Genomic DNA, 14,736 nt, shown 5'->3' on the forward strand with positions numbered 1-14,736 from the left:
GGTCGCCTCCGCACCCCGCGGCTCCCGGTGGCCGCGTCCGCTCGCGCTGGGCGACACCCCACGGGCGGCGCAGCCCGTGGGGTGTCGCCCAGCGCGAACCGTGGCCGGCACGGCGAAGGGCCCCGCACCGGACGGTGCGGGGCCCTTCGTGCTCAGCGTTTCGCAGCGGGGCTCAGACGCCGAAGTACAGCTCGTACTCGAACGGGTGCGGGCGCTGGGCCAGCGGCAGGATCTCGTTCTCGCGCTTGTAGTCGATCCAGGTCTGGATGAGGTCCTCGGTGAACACGTTGCCCTTGGTGAGGAACTCGTGGTCGGCCTCGAGTGCCTCGAGCGCCTCGTCGAGGGAGCCGGGGACCTGCGGGATGCCCTTCGCCTCCTCGGGCGGGAGCTCGTACAGGTCCTTGTCGACCGGCTCGTGCGGCTCGATGCGGTTCTGGATGCCGTCGAGGCCCGCCATGAGCTGCGCCGCGAAGGCGAGGTAGGGGTTGCCCGAGGCATCCGGCGCGCGGAACTCGATGCGCTTGGCCTTCGGGTTCGTGCCCGTGATCGGGATGCGGATCGCGGCGGAGCGGTTGCCGGCCGAGTAGACCAGGTTCACCGGGGCCTCGAAGCCCTTCACCAGGCGGTGGTACGAGTTGATCGAGGGGTTGGTGAAGGCGAGCAGCGCCGGGGCGTGCTTGAGGATGCCGCCGATGTACCAGCGCGCGACGTCGGAGAGACCGCCGTAGCCGTTCTCGTCGTAGAACAGCGGCTTACCGTCCGACCAGAGCGACTGGTGGGTGTGCATGCCCGAGCCGTTGTCACCGAAGAGCGGCTTCGGCATGAACGTGGCGACCTTGCCCCACTGGTCGGCCGTGTTCTTGACGATGTACTTGAACTTCAGGATGTCGTCCGCGGCGTGGACCATCGTGTCGAACTTGTAGTTGATCTCCTGCTGGCCGCCGGTGCCCACCTCGTGGTGCGAGCGCTCGAGTTCGAAGCCGGCGTCGATCAGCTTGAGGGTGATGTCGTCGCGCAGGTCGGCGGTCTTGTCGACCGGCGACACGGGGAAGTAGCCGCCCTTGTAGGGGGTCTTGTTGGCGAGGTTGCCGCCCTCTTCGTCGCGACCGGTGTTCCAGGCGCCCTCTTCGGAGTCGACCGCGTAGAAGGACTCGTTCTGCGTGACCGAGTAGCGGACGTCGTCGAAGATGTAGAACTCGGCCTCGGGGGCGAAGAACGCGGTGTCCGCGATGCCCGTCGACGCGAGGTACTTCTCGGCCTTCTTCGCCACCTGGCGCGGGTCACGGCCGTAGATCTCGCCGTTCCGCGGGTTGTAGATGTCGAAGATCATGATGAGCGTGCGCTCGGCGCGGAACTGGTCGACGTACGCCGTGGTGACGTCGGGGATCAGCTGCATGTCCGACTCGTGGATCGACGCGAAGCCCCGGATGGACGAGCCGTCGAACAGCTGCCCGACCGAGAAGAAGTCCTCGTCGACGGTCGATGCGGGGATGTTGAAGTGCTGCTGCACACCCGGCAGGTCCGTGAAGCGGATGTCGAGGAACTTGACGTCGGTGTCCTTGATGAAGGCCAGGACCTCGGAGGAATCGCTGAACATGGGGGCCGATCTCCAATGGGTTGGGTGATGTCGGAGGCACCGGTCAAGGCACCTCCGACGAGGCTATTGACAAGGAGTTTCCCGGACATGACTGGGTTGTTTCAGGCGTGTTACGCCCGGGTGGTCGCCTACGCTGGACTGCATGGCCCGCCCCACTCCCAGCCCGTCCGCGCCCTCCGAGCACCCGGACGGGTGGCCGGGCAAGGACCTCGGACTGCCCGAGACCGGGCCCAGGAGCGTCGGTCGGATCGGCCGTCGGATCGTCGCGCTCCTGATCGACGGCGCCCTGGCCGACCTCGTCGCCTACGTCACCGGCGTGTGGTCGCCGGTGAACGGTTCCGGTGACATCGCGCACACGTGGATCCAGCTCGCGATCTTCGCCGCGCTGCAGATCGTGTTCATCTGCCTGCTGTCCGGGTCGTTCGGCCACATCTGCGTCGGGCTCCGCGTCGTGCCGATGCGGGGCGGCTACGTCGGTGCCTGGCGGCCCGTGGTCCGGACGCTGCTCCTCTGCCTGGTCGTGCCGGCGCTCATCATCGACCGCGACAGCCGCGGCGCGCACGACCGGATCGCAGGGACGGTGCTCGTCCGCCGCTGAGCGGCTTCCGCTGGACCCGAGCGGCTCCCGCGCACCCCGGAACACACGAGGACGCCCCCGACCAGTCCAGGTCGGGGGCGTCCTCGTGTGTCCGGGTCGATCCGGATCAGCGCGGACGACCGGCGCGAGCGCGCATCGGGTCCATGCCCTTGGGGATCGCCGCGGCGGGGCTCTGCGTCAGCGAGTCGAGGCGGTTCGCGACGGCCAGCACCTCGTTGCGGTTGAGCGACTTCCCGAGCTTGTTCATGGCGCGGGGGAGCTTGTGCAGCGTCAGGCTGTCACCGGTGCCGTCGCCCACGTGCAGCACGTGCACGGCGACGTTCGGCACGATGCGCTGCACCTTGCGGCGCTCCTCGTCGACCTGACGGTTGAGGTTGCCGCGCTGGCCCTCGGTGATGAGGACGACGCCGGGACGTCCGACGGCGCGGTAGACCGCGGCCTGCGAGCGGCCGTGCACGGCGACGGGCATCTCGCTCGACCGCCACTGCCGACGGAGCGAGTTCGACAGGACGGCACCGACGGCGCCGGGCTGCCCTTCGATCTGCGAGTACGCGGCACGTTCGGCCAGCCGACCCAGCACGATCAGGAGCAGCAGCACGCCGAGCAGCACGCCGGCGACGATCCACAGGGTGATCGCGAGCCAGTTCTGCCCCGGCAGGAGCAGCGCGAGCAGGACACCGAGCACGACGGGCCCGATGAAGGCCAGTGCGAACCACCAGACCGACGACGGGTCGGCCCGACGGGTCATCTGGAAGACCTGGAACATCTGCTTGAGACGCCCGGGCTCCTTCGCCTTCTTGTCCGTTGAAGAGCTGCGTGCCATGGCAACAGGATACGGCCTCCGCGCGGCGGGGGAGACCGCACGACGTCCGACTGTGGGCGAACAGCATCCGTCCACAGGTGGGGTGCGTGGACCGGGAGGCGCGGCTCACCTCCGCCACGCTGGCGGACATGCAAGGGAGCACCGTCCACCCCACCCCCTGGGTCGCGGACCCCGACGAGTCGGCCCTGCTGGGGTGGGTCGCCGACCGCTCCGCGACCGCCGATCGGCACCTCGTTCCGGTCGTCGACGTCGGTCGCTCCCCGGACGGCCGCCTGGTCGTGGAGGTCGACCGTCCGGGCGGGATGCCGATCGATGCTGCGCTCGAACGACTCGGCACACCGACCACCGGCGTCGCCGTCACCCTCACCGTCCCGCTCCTCGAACTCGTCGTCGCCGCGCACGACGGCACGGTGATGCTCGGGGCCGCCGAGATCGACGACGTCGTGGTGGACGACGCCGGGGCGGTCGTACTGTGCGACCGTCCGCCGGGTGCGACGGCCGCGGGTGACGGGGACCCCACCCCAACCGCCGCTCTCCGAGGGGGCACCACACCGGACGCGCTCCGCACGCTCGTCCTGGCGGCACGCACCGTGTGGGACCGCGTCGACCCTGCCGACCCCGAGCTGCCGGCGGTGGCCGCGGCACTGCAGGGGGCGCTCGACGGCGACGGACGGAGCGCCAGGACGGCCCTCGAGCTGGTCCGTGACGCCGCTCCGCCCCGACCCTTCCGGTGGACGCCGGTGCCGAGCGACCTGGTGTTCACCGACCCAGACGCACCGTCTGCCGCCGGAGGACCGATTGGGTTCGTCGAGCAGCTCCGCCTCGTCGTCGAGCAGGGCCTGCCCGTCGGCGCGGGCCGTCGACTCCCGTTGCGCCACGTGCTGGTCGGTGCGATCGTCGGCACGGGCGTCGTCATCGCGGGGCTGACGGCGGTCGGGGCCGGGTGAGCGCCGCGCCGGGTGTGCTGCCGGTACCCGCCGGACCGGGTGTCACCGCGCCCGCGCTGGACGCCGCACCGGGAACGGGGACGGCCCCGGCTCCCACCAGGGGAACCGGGGCCGTCGGCCGTGCAGCGGGGATCAGTACCCGAGGTTCGGCGCGAAGTTGCCTTCCTCCAGGCGGTTCTTCACCGCGACGAGGTAGCGCGACGCGTCCGCGCCGTCGATGATCCGGTGGTCGTACGACAGCGCCAGGTAGACGAACGAGCGGATCGCGATCGCCTCCTGCCCGTCGACCTTGACGACCGCCGGGCGCTTCGTGACGATGCCGGTGCCGAGGATGGCCGACTGCGGCAGGAACACGACGGGGGTGTCGAACAGCGCGCCACGCGAACCGGTGTTGGTCAGCGTGAACGTGCCACCGGCCAGCTCGTCGGGCTTGAGCTGGTTGTTCCGGGTGCGCTCGGCCAGGTCGGCGATCGACTTCGAGAACTGTGCCAGGTCGAGCGAGGCGGCGTCCTTGATGACCGGCGTCAGCAGACCGCGCTCCGTGTCCACCGCGATGGAGACGTTCTCGGTCTCCGGGTAGACGATCTCGTCGCCGTCCACGGTCGAGTTGATCTTCGGGTGGGCCTTGAGCGCCTCGGACGCGGCGAGGGCGAAGAACGGCATGAAGGAGAGCTTCGAACCGGTCTTCTCGAGGAACTCCGCCTTGTGGGCGTCGCGGAACTGCGCCACCTTCGTGACGTCGACCTCGACGACGCTCGTCAGCTGTGCGGTCGAGGTCATCGACTGCACCGCCCGCTCGGCGACGACCTTGCGCAGGCGCGTCATCTTCTCGCGGGTGCCGCGCAGCGGCGAGACCTCGGCGACGAACGGACCGGACGCGGCGGCGGGTGCTGCTGCACCGCTGGCGGCCGGAGCCTTCGCGGCGGCGGCGAGCACGTCCTCCTTGCGGATGCGTCCACCCACACCGGACCCGGTGACGGTGGACAGGTCGACGCCCTGCTCGTTGGCGAGCTTGCGTACGAGCGGGGTGACGTAGCCGCTGGCTGCGCCGTCCTGCGTCGGGTTCGGCACCGCTGCGGCCGGGGTCGGAGCAGCGGCGGGCGCGGCCTGGGCCGGCACGGCTGCCGGGGGAGCGGCGGCGGGCGGCGGGACCGGAGCGGCGGCCGGCACGGGCGCGGCGGCGGGCGGCGCGGACGGTGCCTGCGGGGCGGCCGGCTGGGTCTGTCCGGCGGGGGCCGGCTCGGGCTCGGTGGGCTCGGGGGCCGGGGTCTCGGCCTCCTGCTCCGTGCTCGGGGCTGCCTCGGGCTCCTCGGCGTCTGCTGCGGCGGCGTTCGCGTCACCGGACTCGGACGACTCCGAGCCGGAGTCCGACGAACCGGAGTCCGACGAACCCGAGCCGTCGCCGATCTTCACGAGCGGAGTGCCGACCTCGACGGTCTCGTCCTCCGGCACGAGGATCTCCTCGACGACGCCGGAGATCGGCGACGGGATCTCGGTGTCGACCTTGTCGGTCGAGACCTCGAGCAGCGGCTCGTCGACCTCGACCCGGTCACCGACGTTCTTCAGCCATCGGGTCACCGTGCCCTCGGTGACGCTCTCGCCGAGCGCCGGGAGGTTGACGGATTCGCTCATCGGGTGGACTCCTCTTCGCGGGGGATTGCAGTGGTGGTTGGTGTCATTGTCACAGTGCGCGGACCGGTGCCGGTCACAGCGCGTGCAGCGGCTTGCCCGCGAGGTGCAGGAACGCCTCGCCGAGGGCTTCGTTCTGGGTCGGGTGGCCGTGCACCAGGGGCGCGACGTCCTCCGGGTAGGCCTCCCAGTTCACGGCGAGCTGTGCTTCGCCGATGAGCTCGCCGACGCGGGCACCGATCATGCTGACGCCGACGACGGGGCCGTCCACGACGCGCACGACCTTGACCGAACCGGAGGTCCCGATGATGTGGCTCTTGCCGTTGCCGGCCAGGTTGTACTCGTAGAAGTCGACCTTGTCGGCGCCGTACTGCTCCTCGGCCTTGGCCTGCGAGAGACCGACCGACGCGACCTCGGGGTCGGAGTAGGTGATCTTCGGGATGTTCTTGTCCTCGATGACGACCGGGTTGAGCCCGGCGATCTCCTCGGCGACGAAGATGCCCTGCTGGAAGCCGCGGTGCGCGAGCTGCAGGCCGGGGACGATGTCGCCCACGGCGTAGACGTTCGGCAGGTTGGTGGCGAGGCGCTCGTTCGTGGTGACGAACCCGCGGTCCATCGCGACGCCGACCTCGTCGTAGCCGACGTTCTGCGTCACGGGGCCACGGCCGACCGCGACGAGCAGGACGTCGCCCTCGAAGGTCTTGCCGTCCTCCAGGGTGACGACGACGCCGTTCTCGTGCTGCTCGACGCCCTGGAACCGGACCCCGAGCGAGAACTCGATGCCGCGCTTGCGGAACGCGCGCTCGAGCTGCTTCGACATGGACTCGTCCTCGGCGGGGACCAGGTGGGGCAGGCCCTCGACGATGGTGACCTCGGCGCCGAACGACTTCCAGACGCTCGCGAACTCGACGCCGATGACGCCGCCGCCGAGGATGACGACCTTGTTCGGGACGTAGTCCATGCGGAGCGCGGTCTCGGACGTGATCACGCGGCCGCCGATCTCGAGCCCGGGCAGGGACTTCGAGTACGAACCGGTGGCGAGCACGATGTTCTTGCCGGTGACGGTCTGGTCGCCGACCTGCACGGTGTTCTGCGAGGTCAGGCGGCCCCAGCCGTTCACGACGGTGATGCCGCGGGCCTTGATCAGGCCCTGCAGGCCCTTGTACTTCGAGTTGATGACGCCCTGCTGGTAGTCGATCACCTTCGGCACGTCGACGCCGGCGAACTCGGCGATGACGCCGTACTTCTCGGCGTCCCGGGTGCCGTCGGCGATCTCCGCCGCGTGCAGGAGCGCCTTCGTGGGGATGCACCCGCGGTGCAGGCACGTCCCTCCGAGCTTGTCGCCCTCGATGAGCGCGACGCTCATGCCGAGCTCGGCGGCCCGGAGCGCTGCGGCGTATCCACCGCTCCCGCCACCGAGGACCACGACGTCGTAAGTCTGTTCCGTCACCTGGTGCAACTCCCTCGTGCGTGTCGGGCCGATCGGGCCCCCTGGACACCGCGGGGAGCGGCGTCCGACGGTCGGACCGCATGGTTCCGGTCCCGTCCCGTGCAGTACCGGTGGGCGGCGCGTCGGTGCGCCGGTCCCACCGCTACCAAACCTACTACTCGGACTGGAGGTCTTCTGCGAGGGCCACGAGGGTCCGGACCATCACGCCCGTCGCGCCCTTGCCCAGCCAGCCGTAGCCGCCGCCCTTGTTCTCCGACGGGCCCGCGATGTCGAGGTGCGCCCAGGGGACACCCTCGCCCACGAAGCGCTCCAGGAACTTGCCCGCCAGGAGCATGCCGCCGGCCGGGTTGCCCACCGTGGCGTTGACGATGTCGGCGACCTCGCTGGCCAGCCGGGCGTCGAGTTCCTCGGGGAGCGGCATCGGCCAGATCGGCTCGGCCACACGCTCGGCCACCGCGCGCAGCGTGGCGACGAGGTCGTCGCTGCCCATCAGGCCCGTCGTGCGGTCACCGAGTGCGACGACCTGGGCGCCCGTGAGCGTCGCCACGTCGACCAGCGCGTCGGGCTGCTCGAGGGACGCCGCGGCCATGCCGTCACCGAGGACCAGGCGGCCCTCGGCGTCGGTGTTCGTGACCTCGACCGTGGTGCCGTTCTTCAGCGTGAGGACGTCACCCGGGCGGGTCGCGGTGCCGGACGGCATGTTCTCGGCCAGGGCGAGCCAGGCGGTGACGCGCACGTCCAGCCCCAGGCGCGCGGCGGCGACCGTCGCGGCGAGCACGGTGGCGGCGCCGGTCATGTCGGTCTTCATGCCGAGCATCGAGGCGGCGGGCTTGAGCGAGAGGCCGCCCGAGTCGAAGGTGATCCCCTTGCCGACCAGGGCGAGGTGCTTGGTGGCCGACTCCGGCGCGTACCGCACGACGACCAGGCGGGGCGGGCGGGCCGAGCCGCGACCGACGCCGAGGATGCCGCCGAAGCCCTGCTCCTCGAGTGCGTGCTCGTCGAGCACCTCGACGGTGAGCGGCAGGTCCGAGGCGAAGCCGGTCGCGACGTCGGCGACGTCCTGCGGTCCGAGGTCGCCGGCCGCGGTGTTCACCAGGTCGCGCACGAGCGACGCGGCGTCCGCCACGATCGCGGGGCGCACGGCGGCGTCGGCGGCGACGTCGGCCGGGGCGACGACCTCGATGCGCTGGTCACCGCGGGCGGGTGCCTTCGTGCCGGCGCCCTTGTGGCGGGTGAAGGCGTAGGCACCGAGTGCGGCACCCTCGAGTGCGGCGTCGACGAGCTCGGCGGAGTCCGTCGGCAGCGCGAGCGTGATCGAGTCGACCTGGGGGAGCTGGCGGACGGCGCTGCCGGCGGCGGCACGGATCGCCGCCGCACCCGTCGCGGACCCGAGGCCGATCAGCGCGACCGACCGCGCACCGACGCCGGTGGCGGGCAGGCGGACGAGCTGGTCCTTCGCCCCGGTGACGCCGATGGCGGCCAGGTCGAGGCCCGCGAGGGCGTCGACGGCTCCGAGCGCGCTCGGTGCGAGCGAGGCGCCGGAACCGGTCGCGTCGCCCGACCCGGTCGGTGCCGGACGGACCCCGACGACGAGCACGTCGGCGGTGGTGGTCTCGGGGGAGGAAGTGGTGGTGGAGAGCGTCGGTCGGACCATGCCCCAACCCTACCGACGGGCTGTTCGCTGTCGGCGTCGTCACCCCGCACCGGGGGCGTCAGGGGGCCCGCCTAGCATGGGGACGGTGAACCACCCCGAGGAGCTCTACACGTTCGACGCTGACGCCCCGACCGTGCCCGCCGGGCTGCACCTGGTCGCCGGGCTCACCGGCTTCGCCGACGCCGGATCGGCCGTCGCGCAGGTCACGACCGCGGTCCTCGAGGACCTGGAGACCGAGCTCGTGGCCGAGTTCGACCCCGACGCGCTGCTCGACTGGCGGGCCCGTCGCCCGGTGATCACCTTCGAGCACGACCACATCGCCGCCGTCGAACCGCCCCGACTGGCCCTGCACCTGGTGCGCGACGAGATCGGTCAGCCGTTCCTGTTCCTGTCGGGCTACGAGCCGGACTTCCAGTGGAACCGCTTCGTCGACGCCGTCACCGGACTCGCCGCCGAGCTGCAGGTCGCCGACACCACGTGGGTGCAGTCGATCCCGATGCCGGTCCCGCACACCCGGCCGATCAGCCTCACGGTCTCCGGCACGCGTGCCGATCTGGTCGAGCAGATGAGCGTCTGGAAGCCCGAGACCCAGGCACCGGCGAACGTCCTGCACCTGGTCGAGCACCGGCTCGCCGGCTCCGGTGCGCAGGTCACCGGGCTCGTGCTGCTCGTCCCGCACTACCTGTCCGACACCGAGTTCCCCGACGCCGCGGTCGCCGCGCTGTCGGGCATCGCCGCCGCCACCGGGCTCATCTTCCCGACGGACGCCCTGCGCGAGTCGGGCCGCGAGTTCCGCAACCGCGTGGACGAGCAGGTGCTCGGCAACGCCGAGCTGCAGCGCCTGGTCTCCGTGCTCGAGGAACGGCACGACACCTACATGGAGGGGAACCCGGTCGCGTCGCCCCTGACGGGCGTCGACGGCGAGGTCCCCACCGCCGACGCGATCGCCGCCGAGCTCGAGCGCTTCCTGGCCGACCGCCGGACCCAGGGCGACACGACCGACTGACGGTCGGGGGGTCCTGCCGTCCCCACGGGGCGGTCTGGAGGCGCGGGGCGGGCTCGCACCGCGCCTCCAGATCGCCCTGCGGTCGCCTGCACGACGCGACGCGCGTGGGCGACGGCCGTCGCGTATCGACGCCGGCGGCGTCGGTAGCCTGGTGCGGTGAACTCCCGTCGTGCCTTCCTGATCTGGGGCGTCGCGGTGCTCGCCTACGTCCTCGCCGTCGTGCAGCGGTCCTCGCTGGGGGTCTCGGGTGTCGACGCGCAGGACCGGTTCGCCGTGTCCGCCGCCGTGCTGTCCACCCTGGCCGTCGTGCAGATCGCCGTGTACGCGGGACTCCAGATCCCGGTGGGCATCGCCCTCGACCGGGTCGGCCCGCGCCGCCTGGTCCTGCTCGGCGCCGCGCTGCTCGTCGTCGGGCAGGCCGTCGTCGCGGTCTCGCCGTCGATCGCACCGGCCATCGTGGGGCGGGTGCTCGTCGGCGCCGGCGACGCGATGACCTTCATCTCCGTGATCCGCCTGGTGCCGATGTGGTTCAGCGGGCGCATCCTGCCGCAGATCTCGCAGTGGACGGGCAACCTCGGACAGATCGGGCAGGTCCTGTCGGCGTTCCCGTTCGCCGTGCTGCTCCACTCGGTCGGCTGGACGCCGGCGTTCGGCGTCGCCGCGGCAGCGAGCGCGGTCGGACTCGTGCTCGCCGCGGTGTTCGTGCGGAACGGTCCCGTGCCCGTGCGGACCGACACGATCCCGCTCCCGCACTCCTGGGGCGCGGCCTTCGGCACGTTCGGGCACGCGCTGCGCCGTCCCGGCACGCAGCTCGGGTTCTGGTCGCACTACGTGACACAGTCGTCCGGCACGGTGTTCTCGCTGCTCTGGGGCGTGCCGATGCTCCGGGGGCTCGGGTACACGCCGGGAGAGGCGGCTGGGTTCCTCACCGTCATCGTGGTCGTCGGGTTCGTCGCCGGTCCGGTGCTCGGGGTGCTGTGCGCCCGCTTCCCGATGCGCCGGTCGAACCTGGTGCTCGGCGTGGTCGTGCTGCTCGCGGTCATCTGGACGGCGATCCTGCTGTGGCCAGGGCACCCCCCGACGTGGCTGCTCGTCCTGCTCGTCGTCGCGATGGGCATCGGCGGTCCGGGTTCGCTCATCGGGTTCGACTTCGCCCGCACCTTCAACCCCGTCGGCTCGCTCGGGTCGGCGAACGGCGTCGTCAACGTCGGCGGCTTCCTGGCGGCCTTCGTGATGATGTACCTGATCGGCGTCCTGCTCGACCTGACCGCGCGCGCCACCGGCCAGACGGTGTTCGCCTGGGACAACTTCCGGATCGCCCTCACCGTGCAGTACGTCGTGGTCGGGTTCGGGGTCGGGATGCTGCTGCACGCACGGCGCCGGACCCGCCGCGTGCTGCACGCCGAGGAAGGAATACGTGTGGGCCCGCTCTGGGTTGCACTCGTTGCACGCCTGCGGAAGCGGCACGTGCAATAATGAACCCGGACCCGTTCGGGACCCCTGTCTGTCGGAGCACTTCGGTGCGCCGGTGAACTCGGGGGACTTGACATGGGTCCTCGTGCTGCCCGGAACGGTGGACTCGTACGACGCGGGGGACTGCGCCGCGGGACCTGGGCGGCGAGGGAGGCCACGACCCCACGAACGTGGCACGACGAGAGAGGTGATCGCATGGCTGCCCGGAGCACGACGATCGATCCCACGAAGGACACCGAACCCGAGGGTGCGGTGGCGCAGGACGCCGCCGACGCCGAGGGGACCGCCGCGCCGAAGAAGCGCGCCACCAAGGCCCCCGCCGCGAAGGCCCCTGCCAAGAAGGCTCCCGCCAAGAAGGCTGCCCCGAAGGCGAAGAAGACCGACGCCGTCGACGAGGCCATCGCCGCCGACGAGCCCGTCGAGGAGCCGGTCGACGAGACCGAGGAGTCCGACGACAAGACGGCGAAGCCGGACGCCGCGGCCGCGGTCGCAGCCGGCGCGCTCGTCATCTCGCAGACCGACGACGACGAGGCGCCGGTCTACTCGACCACCATCACGGGTGCGACCGCCGACCCCGTGAAGGACTACCTCAAGCAGATCGGCAAGGTCGCGCTGCTCAACGCCGAGCAGGAGGTCGAGCTCGCGATGCGCATCGAGGCCGGCCTGTTCGCGGAGGACAAGCTGCAGCACGCGACGGGGCTGTCGAAGCCCGCCGAGCGTGAACTGCGCTGGGTCGCCCGCGACGGTCAGCGTGCGAAGTCGCACCTGCTCGGCGCGAACCTCCGACTGGTCGTCTCGCTCGCGAAGCGCTACACCGGTCGCGGCATGCAGTTCCTGGACCTCATCCAGGAGGGCAACCTCGGTCTGATCCGTGCGGTCGAGAAGTTCGACTACACCAAGGGCTTCAAGTTCTCGACCTACGCGACGTGGTGGATCCGCCAGGCGATCACCCGCGCCATGGCCGACCAGGCCCGCACGATCCGCATCCCCGTGCACATGGTCGAGGTCATCAACAAGCTCGCCCGCGTGCAGCGGCAGATGCTGCAGGACCTCGGCCGCGAGCCCACTCCGGAAGAGCTCGCCCGCGAGCTCGACATGACCCCGGAGAAGGTCGTCGAGGTGCAGAAGTACGGCCGCGAGCCGATCTCGCTGCACACGCCCCTGGGCGAGGACGGCGACTCGGAGTTCGGTGACCTCATCGAGGACACCGAGGCGGTCGTGCCGGCCGACGCGGTGGGCTTCACGATGCTGCAGAAGCAGCTCGAGAGCCTGCTCGACTCCCTGTCCGAGCGCGAGGCGGGTGTCATCCGCATGCGCTTCGGCCTGGGCGACGGCCAGCCGAAGACCCTCGACCAGATCGGTGACACGTTCGGCGTGACGCGTGAGCGCATCCGCCAGATCGAGTCGAAGACGATGGCGAAGCTCCGCCACCCGTCGCGGTCGCAGTCGCTGCGCGACTACCTCGAGTAAGCCGGCATGCGCTTCTTCATCCCGATCCTGATCGGGCGGATCCTCCGTGCCCTCGCCCGTGCGCGGGGCGGCGGGTCCGCCTACCCGGGCTTCATCGTCCTCAAGCTCGTGCCGGACTTCCTGCAGCACGTGACGAAGCAGTTCCCGAACGGCGTCGTCTTCGTGCTCGGTTCGAACGGCAAGTCGACGACGACGCACATGATCTCGGACATCGTCCGGGCGCACGGGCTCCGCGTCTTCACGAACCCGTCCGGGGCGAACCTGCCGCAGGGCATCGCTTCGGCGCTGCTCTCCGAGGTCTCGCTGACCGGCAAGCTCAAGGCGGACATCGGCATCCTCGAGGTCGACGAGGCCTTCGCGGTCGAGCTCGCCGGCATCCTGTCGCCGTCCACGGTGACCATGCTCAACGTGCAGGTCGACCAGCTCTACCGGTTCTTCGAGACCGAGCGCGTCGCGACGATGATGCTCGACACCGCCGCACTGTCGACGGCGAACGTCATCACGAACCGCGACGACCAGTTCCTCGACGCCTACGCGGGTGTCGCCGGTCAGCGGGTGCTGCGCTTCGGTGCGAGCGCCGAGGTCGTGGCCGCGGCCCCCAACGGGCTGCAGAACGCCGACGACTTCGACCGACGCGACGCCGTGCCGAACACGGCCGACGCCGAGGTCGTCGTCAACACCGGTGACGGTGCGACCCTGCGCTTCGCGGGCACCGACATCCCCGTGCGCCTGCCGGCCCGTGGTCTGCACTACGCGGTCGACGCGGCAGCAGCCACGGCGACGGCGAGTGCCGCGCTGGGCGAGCAGTTCCGCGCCGACGCCGTGACGAAGGCCTTCGGCACCATGAAGCCGGCCTACGGGCGCGGCGAGCGGCTGCCGATCGCCGGCGAGTCCGCCGAGTTCACGATGTTCAAGAACGCCGCGAGCCTGCAGCTCAACCTCGACGCCCTGCCCGACCAGCCCGAGCAGGTCCTCATGGCGATCGACGAGGGCACGCCGGACATCTCGTGGATCTACGACATCGACTTCTCGAAGCTCGACCACGTCGACGTCGTCTCAGGCGACAAGGCCTGGCAGATCGCGATCGCGCTGGAGCACGCCGGCGTCCGCATCGGCCGTGTGGAGCCCGACGTCGAGGCGGCGATCCGCCACATGGAGCAGCTGGGTTCGACGACCCGTGGGACGAAGAACTTCATCGTCAACTACGAGATCATGATGATCGCCCGGAAGGCCCTCGGCCACCCGGACATGGAGAAGACCGCATGACGGCCGACCGGCTGACCATCCTGCACGTCTACCCGCGCCAGATGGGTGTGTCGGGCGACCGGGGCAACGTCGCGGCGCTCGTGCGTCGTGCCGAGGCCGCCGACATCGCGACCGAGGTCGTCGAGTACGCCCCCGGTGACGTGCTGCCCACCGAGGCCGACGTCGTCGTGATCGGCAACGGTCCGCTCAGCGCCATGCGCTCGCTCGGCGCCGACGTCACGCGCGTCGGTGCGGCGATCCGCGAGTTCGCCACCGCCGGGGTGCCGGTCGTCGCCGTCGGGGGCGGGTTCGACCTGGCCACCAACGCGGTCGTCCCGACCGAGGGCACGCCGATCGACGGGTTCGGCGTGTTCGACGCCCGGGCCGTCCGCGGCGCGGAGCGCCGGGTGAACTACTTCGTGCTCGAGACCCGGTACCCGCTGCTCCCCGGAGCGCCGAAGCGCCTCGCGGGCTTCGAGGACCACGCCACCCGCATCGAACTGGCGCCGGGCCTCAGCCCCTTCGCCGACGTCGTGTCCGGTGGTGGCAACCAGGCCGGGACACCGGTCGAGGGTGCGATCGTCGGGAGCGCCTTCGGCACGCACACGCAGGGCCCGATCCTGCCGCTCAACCCGCAGTTGACCGACGCCGTGCTCGCCGCGGCGACCGCGCGGCTCGGGCGCTCGTACGAGCCCGACCCGGAGCGGACCGCGACGATCGACCGGTACGCGCGCGAGGCGCGGGCGACGGTCGACCGCTACGTCGACAAGGCGTTCAAGCGCATCGCCTGACGGTGGTCGGTCCCGACCACACGACAGACGGGAGGCCCGGTGCCAGCTGGCAC

The 14,736-nt window shown here is 71.1% G+C and carries 12 protein-coding genes; 7 read left to right on the top strand and 5 right to left on the bottom strand.

Annotated features, from left to right (window positions below; translation table 11 throughout):
* Positions 1-172 precede the first annotated feature (172 nt).
* On the bottom strand, positions 173-1,597 hold the full coding sequence (glnA, locus tag I8920_RS07175; RefSeq protein ID WP_198658436.1) for a type I glutamate--ammonia ligase: 1,425 nt from the start codon (positions 1,595-1,597) through the stop codon (positions 173-175).
* A 142-nt stretch (positions 1,598-1,739) separates the two neighbouring features.
* On the opposite strand from glnA, the gene I8920_RS07180 reads away from it, so the two are divergent.
* Complete coding sequence (locus I8920_RS07180) at positions 1,740-2,195, top strand: RDD family protein (RefSeq protein WP_198658437.1); 456 nt, start codon at positions 1,740-1,742, stop codon at positions 2,193-2,195.
* 106 nt (positions 2,196-2,301) lie between these two features.
* Here I8920_RS07180 and I8920_RS07185 read toward each other — a convergent pair whose 3' ends face one another.
* Positions 2,302-3,018, bottom strand: coding sequence for a DUF4191 domain-containing protein (locus tag I8920_RS07185; protein WP_198658438.1), 717 nt, complete (start codon positions 3,016-3,018; stop codon positions 2,302-2,304).
* A 128-nt stretch (positions 3,019-3,146) separates the two neighbouring features.
* Between I8920_RS07185 and I8920_RS07190 the strand changes: the two genes are divergently transcribed.
* Positions 3,147-3,965 (top strand): hypothetical protein, encoded by an 819-nt coding sequence (locus tag I8920_RS07190; protein WP_198658439.1) that lies wholly within the window; start codon positions 3,147-3,149, stop codon positions 3,963-3,965.
* A gap of 132 nt (positions 3,966-4,097) precedes the next feature.
* Here I8920_RS07190 and sucB read toward each other — a convergent pair whose 3' ends face one another.
* The 3 genes from sucB to I8920_RS07205 form a co-directional block, all read right to left on the bottom strand.
* Positions 4,098-5,597 (bottom strand): 2-oxoglutarate dehydrogenase, E2 component, dihydrolipoamide succinyltransferase, encoded by a 1,500-nt coding sequence (gene sucB, locus I8920_RS07195; RefSeq protein ID WP_198658440.1) that lies wholly within the window; start codon positions 5,595-5,597, stop codon positions 4,098-4,100.
* Between the two features lie 73 nt (positions 5,598-5,670).
* Positions 5,671-7,044 (bottom strand): dihydrolipoyl dehydrogenase, encoded by a 1,374-nt coding sequence (gene lpdA, locus I8920_RS07200; protein WP_198658441.1) that lies wholly within the window; start codon positions 7,042-7,044, stop codon positions 5,671-5,673.
* A gap of 154 nt (positions 7,045-7,198) precedes the next feature.
* Positions 7,199-8,698 (bottom strand): leucyl aminopeptidase, encoded by a 1,500-nt coding sequence (locus I8920_RS07205; protein ID WP_198658442.1) that lies wholly within the window; start codon positions 8,696-8,698, stop codon positions 7,199-7,201.
* Between the two features lie 76 nt (positions 8,699-8,774).
* Here I8920_RS07205 and I8920_RS07210 point away from each other — a divergent pair, with 76 nt between their 5' ends.
* From I8920_RS07210 to I8920_RS07230, 5 genes are all read left to right on the top strand, one after another.
* Positions 8,775-9,704 carry a proteasome assembly chaperone family protein gene (locus I8920_RS07210; RefSeq protein ID WP_198658443.1) on the top strand — a complete coding sequence of 310 codons (930 nt, stop codon included), beginning with the start codon at positions 8,775-8,777 and terminating at the stop codon, positions 9,702-9,704.
* A gap of 156 nt (positions 9,705-9,860) precedes the next feature.
* Positions 9,861-11,180 (top strand): MFS transporter, encoded by a 1,320-nt coding sequence (locus tag I8920_RS07215; protein ID WP_198658444.1) that lies wholly within the window; start codon positions 9,861-9,863, stop codon positions 11,178-11,180.
* 192 nt (positions 11,181-11,372) lie between these two features.
* A complete protein-coding gene (locus tag I8920_RS07220; RefSeq protein WP_198658445.1) occupies positions 11,373-12,647 on the top strand; it encodes an RNA polymerase sigma factor in 1,275 nt (424 codons plus the stop codon).
* Positions 12,648-12,653: 6 nt separating this feature from the next.
* Positions 12,654-13,913 carry a MurT ligase domain-containing protein gene (locus I8920_RS07225; protein ID WP_198658446.1) on the top strand — a complete coding sequence of 420 codons (1,260 nt, stop codon included), beginning with the start codon at positions 12,654-12,656 and terminating at the stop codon, positions 13,911-13,913.
* Positions 13,910-14,683 (top strand): type 1 glutamine amidotransferase, encoded by a 774-nt coding sequence (locus tag I8920_RS07230; protein ID WP_198658447.1) that lies wholly within the window; start codon positions 13,910-13,912, stop codon positions 14,681-14,683. Before I8920_RS07225 ends, I8920_RS07230 begins: the two co-directional genes overlap by 4 nt.
* The last annotated feature ends 53 nt before the right edge of the window (positions 14,684-14,736 follow it).

The sequence above is a fragment of the Curtobacterium sp. YC1 genome (assembly GCF_016267665.1).
Classification (GTDB): Bacteria; Actinomycetota; Actinomycetes; order Actinomycetales; family Microbacteriaceae; genus Curtobacterium.

Excerpts from the sequence above, each read along its gene's own strand:
- glnA (WP_198658436.1), bottom strand. The coding sequence starts at position 1,597 with ATGTTCAGCGATTCCTCCGAGGTCCTGGCCTTCATCAAGGACACCGAC.
- I8920_RS07180 (WP_198658437.1), top strand. The coding sequence starts at position 1,740 with ATGGCCCGCCCCACTCCCAGCCCGTCCGCGCCCTCCGAGCACCCGGAC.
- I8920_RS07185 (WP_198658438.1), bottom strand. The coding sequence starts at position 3,018 with ATGGCACGCAGCTCTTCAACGGACAAGAAGGCGAAGGAGCCCGGGCGT.
- I8920_RS07190 (WP_198658439.1), top strand. The coding sequence starts at position 3,147 with ATGCAAGGGAGCACCGTCCACCCCACCCCCTGGGTCGCGGACCCCGAC.
- sucB (WP_198658440.1), bottom strand. The coding sequence starts at position 5,597 with ATGAGCGAATCCGTCAACCTCCCGGCGCTCGGCGAGAGCGTCACCGAG.
- I8920_RS07205 (WP_198658442.1), bottom strand. The coding sequence starts at position 8,698 with ATGGTCCGACCGACGCTCTCCACCACCACTTCCTCCCCCGAGACCACC.
- I8920_RS07210 (WP_198658443.1), top strand. The coding sequence starts at position 8,775 with ATGGGGACGGTGAACCACCCCGAGGAGCTCTACACGTTCGACGCTGAC.
- I8920_RS07220 (WP_198658445.1), top strand. The coding sequence starts at position 11,373 with ATGGCTGCCCGGAGCACGACGATCGATCCCACGAAGGACACCGAACCC.
- I8920_RS07225 (WP_198658446.1), top strand. The coding sequence starts at position 12,654 with ATGCGCTTCTTCATCCCGATCCTGATCGGGCGGATCCTCCGTGCCCTC.
- I8920_RS07230 (WP_198658447.1), top strand. The coding sequence starts at position 13,910 with ATGACGGCCGACCGGCTGACCATCCTGCACGTCTACCCGCGCCAGATG.